At 71.2% G+C, this 4,651-nt stretch carries 6 protein-coding genes, 1 tRNA gene and 1 pseudogene; 1 reads left to right on the top strand and 7 read right to left on the bottom strand.

The annotated features are described in order from the left end of the window. Positions 1 to 68: 68 nt before the first annotated feature. A pseudogene (locus tag D8M29_RS14530) lies at positions 69 to 554 on the top strand (recombinase family protein); the annotation flags it as partial. On the opposite strand, the gene D8M29_RS14215 reads toward D8M29_RS14530, so the two are convergent. From D8M29_RS14215 to D8M29_RS08910, 7 genes are all read right to left on the bottom strand, one after another. Beyond that, a complete protein-coding gene (locus D8M29_RS14215) occupies positions 474 to 884 on the bottom strand; it encodes a hypothetical protein (RefSeq protein WP_036341021.1) in 411 nt (136 codons plus the stop codon). The pseudogene D8M29_RS14530 and the gene D8M29_RS14215 sit on opposite strands and share 81 nt — an antisense overlap. 229 nt (positions 885 to 1,113) lie before the next feature. Next, a tRNA-Ala gene (locus D8M29_RS08935) sits at positions 1,114 to 1,186 on the bottom strand. 121 nt (positions 1,187 to 1,307) lie between these two features. Then, complete coding sequence (locus D8M29_RS08930) at positions 1,308 to 1,973, bottom strand: histidine phosphatase family protein (protein WP_123244144.1); 666 nt, start codon at positions 1,971 to 1,973, stop codon at positions 1,308 to 1,310. A gap of 13 nt (positions 1,974 to 1,986) precedes the next feature. Next, positions 1,987 to 2,412: a ribosome silencing factor gene (rsfS, locus tag D8M29_RS08925; protein WP_002853902.1), complete on the bottom strand. Its 426-nt coding sequence runs from the start codon at positions 2,410 to 2,412 to the stop codon at positions 1,987 to 1,989. Then, positions 2,409 to 3,056: a nicotinate-nucleotide adenylyltransferase gene (gene nadD, locus D8M29_RS08920; protein ID WP_127435414.1), complete on the bottom strand. Its 648-nt coding sequence runs from the start codon at positions 3,054 to 3,056 to the stop codon at positions 2,409 to 2,411. The genes rsfS and nadD overlap by 4 nt, the downstream gene beginning before the upstream one ends. A gap of 74 nt (positions 3,057 to 3,130) precedes the next feature. Beyond that, positions 3,131 to 3,355 carry a hypothetical protein gene (locus D8M29_RS08915; RefSeq protein WP_036316935.1) on the bottom strand — a complete coding sequence of 75 codons (225 nt, stop codon included), beginning with the start codon at positions 3,353 to 3,355 and terminating at the stop codon, positions 3,131 to 3,133. A 79-nt stretch (positions 3,356 to 3,434) separates the two neighbouring features. Beyond that, the coding region (locus D8M29_RS08910) for a glutamate-5-semialdehyde dehydrogenase (RefSeq protein WP_127445913.1) at positions 3,435 to 4,651 on the bottom strand (1,217 nt) is incomplete at its 5' end.

The following is a 4,651-nucleotide window of genomic DNA, read 5'->3' as shown; positions in this document are numbered from 1 at the left end:
GCCCTGAGGCTTTCAGCTGCTCGACCAGGTCCTGGCCCGAGGGCTCGCCTGGGTTCTTCTCGTCGATCATGGTCATGATTCTTACCGTTCCTCTCGGTACGGCTTACACAGACCATCTGACACGCCCCGCCCCGCTGGTGAGGTGGGTATTCGAGCAGTACGCGACCGGTGAGCACACCGTTGTCAGCCTGCTCGCCGAGGCCACCGCGCGCGGACTCACCACCGTACCCACGCCGAAGCGTCCGTCCGGGCCGGTGGGCCGTTCCACGTTCTTCTCGATGCTGCGCAACCCGTACTACATCGGCATCGTCCGCTACAAGGGAGCCGAGCAGTCCGGCACCCACGAACCGCTGGTCGATGTCGAGACCTGGCAGCAAGTCCAACGTCTACTCGACTCCCGCAAGATCGCGGCCGAGCGCCGCCGCACGCACGACCACTACCTGAAAGGCTCCCTGTTCTGCGGCCAGTGCGGGTCACGGATGCAACTGGACTACCCCGCCAACAAGCAAGGCGTGCGCTACGCCTACTACGTGTGCTCCGGTCGGGCCTCCAAACGGAAGAACTGCACCCGGCGGGCCGTGCCGGTCGGTATCGCCGAGCAGCTGGTCGCGGACTGCTACCGAGACATCTCCATCACCGAAGAGCAGTACGCCGCCCTCGCCGCTCAGGTCGAGACAGCGTTCGATGAACGGCTCGCCTCCCGCTCCCAGGAACTGGCCGACCTGACCGAGAACCGCAAGCGGCTCCAGAACGAGAGCGACAAGCTGCTCGCCGCACACTTCGCCGACGCCATCGACCTCGACACCCTCAAACGGCACCAAGACCGCATCCGGGCCGGGCTTGCAGACATCGACCGCCGCCTCGCCAGCGAACACGACCAGCACGAGGGCTCACGCAAGCACCTCAGCACCGCGCTCAGCCTGCTCGTTGACTGCGCGACCCTGTACGCGCGCGCCGACGACCAAGGCAAGCGGCTGGCCAACCAAGCGCTCACCAACGGCATCGAGATCAGCGAAGACGAGAGGGCGACGATCAAGCTCGCTGAGCCGTTCGCCGCCCTCGCACCAACACCGGCTTCCACCGATGTCAGGTGTTCTAGTACGTCTGAAATTGTGGAGGTAAGGGGATTCGAACCCCTGACCTTCTGCATGCCATGCAGACGCGCTACCAACTGCGCCATACCCCCAGATGTGGGCGCCACCCGCGATCTTCACGCGCCGTTTCCGGCCCGTTCGCCTCGCTGGCAACTCGACCAGCGTACACGGTCCCCGTGCGGGCGCCAAATCGGCGTCCAGGCCGGGGCGCCCTCAGATGCCGTAACCCTCGAGGGTCCAATCGCCCCAGCCCTCGGCCCCGGTGTCGGCAGTGAACGCGCCCTGCAGCACGGCGGCGCGGGCGTTGCCGATCCGTTCCATCGCCGCGAAGGCCTCGCCCTCGTGACGCAGGAGCAGCCCCGTGGCCGCGCGGATCAGCGCACCGTGGGCCACGACGAGCAGGGTGTGGGCACCACCGTCGCGCGGGGTGTCCGCCCAGTGCGGGGGAACGTGTCCGCGCAGCGCACGCAGGGCCCGCTCGCCGCCCCCGCGCAGGGTCTCCCCGCCCACGGGGCCGGCGTCGAGCGCCGGCTCGGCCCGCCAAAGGCGGTGCTCGTCCGGCCAGCGTTCCGCGATGGCACTGAGCTCCAGGCCCTCCCACTCTCCCCCGGCCAGCTCCATCAGCTCCGGGTCGACGGCCACGGACGCCGCGCCCACCCGGGCCTGGAGGACGATCTCGGCCGTGCGCCGCGCCCGGGCCAGCGGGGAGCAGACGGCCACGAGCTCCTCCGCGACCTCGATCAGGTCGCCCACGGGGCCGCCGGCGGCGCGGCGCGCCTGGCGCTCCCCCTCGGCGTTCAGCTCGATGTCCGTGTGCCCCTGGTAGCGGTCCAGGGCGTTCCAGTCGGTCTCGCCGTGACGCAGCAGGATCAGGCGCATCTCGCGACCGCGCTCAGGAGGCGTGCGAGGCGGAGGCGCCGTCGTCCTGGGCGGCCGCGTCCGGTCGGGTGCTCTCCTCCGGCAGGCCGAGGTCGATCGCCGGGGTGTCCTTCCACAGGCGGTCCAGCGCGTAGAACTCGCGGTCCTCGCGATGCTGGACGTGCACCACGAAGTGCCCGTAGTCGAGCAGCACCCAGTGGCCGTCAGACCGGCCCTCGCGACGCAGCGGCTTGAGCTGCTCGTCCTTCAGCAGCGCCTCCTCGACGCCGTCGACGATCGCGTTGACCTGACGCTCCGAGGCGCCGGAGGCGATCAGGAAGGCGTCGGTCAGGCCGAGCCGCTCGGCGACGTCGAACGCGACGATGTGCGTGCCGAGCTTGTCCGCGGCGGCGGCCGCGGCGGTGGTGAGGGCGTCCAGGGTGGTCTGGGGAACGGTCACGAGGTCTCCTCTTCCGAGACGTAGAGGTGGTGCTTGGCGATGTACTGGACGACGCCGTCCGGGACGAGATACCAGACGGGCCGGCCCCGGCGGACGCGCTCCCGGCAGTCCGTGGAGGAGATCGCCATGGCGGGGATCTCCATCAGGGACACGTCATCGCCCAGGCCCATGTCCGAGAGGTCGTGGCCGGGACGGGTGACACCGACGAAGTGCGCCAGGCCCCAGAGTTCGTCCACGTCCTTCCACGTGAGGATCTGGCCCATGGCGTCCGCGCCGGTGATGAAGAACAGCTCGGCGTCCGGGTGCAGGCGGCGCAGGTCCCGCAGCGTGTCCACGGTGTAGGTGGCGCCGGGGCGGTCGATGTCCACCCGGGAGACGGTGAACCGGGGGTTGGAGGCGGTGGCCACCACGGTCATGAGGTAGCGGTCCTCGGCCGGGGAGACCTGCCGGTCCGACTTCTGCCACGGCTGACCCGTGGGGACGAAGACGACCTCGTCCAGCGCGAACTCGGCGGCCACCTCAGAGGCGGCCACGAGGTGCCCGTGGTGGATCGGGTCGAAGGTGCCGCCCATGATGCCGAGGCGACGACGGCGCACGCCCCCGGCGGTGGGCGCGGGGACGGGGGTGCGGGAGGCGACGGTCATGCGCTCAGGAGACGAACGGACGGCCCGCCGCGTCGCCCCCGGCGGAGGCGGCGACGCGGCGGGCCGGTGAGACGTCAGTGACCGGAGGTGTGCGAGCCGCGGCCGGTGCCGTGGTGCTGGACCGCGGTGGTGGGCTCGGGCAGGCGCAGCGCGCGGGAGCGCATGGACATGGTGGCGGCCAGGGCGGCCATCAGCAGCGCGAAGACGAGCAGGCCGTACCAGATGGGGTCCATCGGCAGCTCGTTGACGACGTGGTGGCCCTCCTCGGCGGCGGCCAGGATCAGGGAGGTGTTCAGCATGGATGCTCCTCGGTGCAGCGGGTCAGACGGCCGGGCCGGGGCCGGGCCGAAGGGGTCCTGGTGTCCATCGTAGCCCGGCTCAGCGGCGGATCTGCCCGTCGCCGCGCAGGATCCACTTGGTGGTCGTGAGCTCCTCCAGGCCCATGGGCCCGCGGGCGTGCATCTTCTGGGTGGAGATGCCCACTTCGGCGCCGAGGCCGAGCTCGCCGCCGTCGGTGAAGCGCGTGGACGCGTTCACGATGACGGCCGCGGCGTCCACCTCGGTGATGAACCGCTCGGCCGCGGCCAGGTCGTTCGTGACGATGGCCTCGGTGTGGCCCGTGGACCACCGGCCGATGTGCTCGATCGCCTGGTCGAGGGAGTCCACGACGCGCACGGCCATCTCCATGTCCAGGTACTCGGTGCCCCAGTCCTCCTCGGTGGCGTCCACGGCGTCCCGGGCGTGGTCGCCGCGGTCGGCGAGCGTGGGCAGCCAGGCCCGCGCGGCCTCGTCCACGTGCAGCAGCACGCCGGCACGGGTGAGGGCGCGCAGCACTTCTCGGCCCACCTCCTCCGCGTCCCGGTGGAGCAGCAGGGTCTCGGCCGCATTGCACACGGAGGTGCGGTGGGTCTTCGAGTTGAGCACGATGTCCACCGCCATCTGCTTGGGTGCGGAGGCGTCCACGTACAGGTGCACGTTGCCCTCACCCGTCTCGATCACGGGCACCCGGGCCTCACGGACCACGCGCTGGATCAGCTCACGGCCGCCGCGCGGGACGAGGACGTCCACCGCGCCACGGGCGGCCATCAGGGCGGCGACGCCGGGACGTCCGAGGTCGTCGATGCCCTGGATGATGTTGGGGTCGAAGCCCTGGTCCACGAGCGCCTCCCGCAGCACCTGGATCAGGACCGCATTGGTGGACTCCGCGGCCGAGCCGCCGCGCAGGATCACGCCGTTGCCCGACTTCAGGGCGATGCCGGCGATGTCCACCGTGACGTTCGGACGGGCCTCGTACACGGCGCCCACGACGCCCAGGGGCACCCGCACCTGGCTCATCCGCACGCCGTTGGGCAGCGGGCCGCCGCGGACCACGGTGCCCACGGGGTCCGGCAGGCCGGCCAGGGTCTCCAGGGCGAGGGCCAGCGCCTCGACGCGCGCCTCGTCCAGCTTGAGGCGGTCCAGCATGGCCGCCGAGGTGCCGGCCTCGCGGCCGCGGCTGCGGTCCTCGCGGTTGGCCGTGATGATCGCGGCCGCGTTGGCGCGCAGGGCCTCGGCCATGTGGCGCAGGACGGCGTCCTTGCGGACGCGGTCGGCGA

This window comes from Micrococcus sp. HSID17227 (genome assembly GCF_003989405.1).
Taxonomy (GTDB): domain Bacteria; phylum Actinomycetota; class Actinomycetes; order Actinomycetales; family Micrococcaceae; genus Micrococcus; species Micrococcus luteus.
This window is presented reverse-complemented; position numbering and strand designations above follow the sequence as displayed.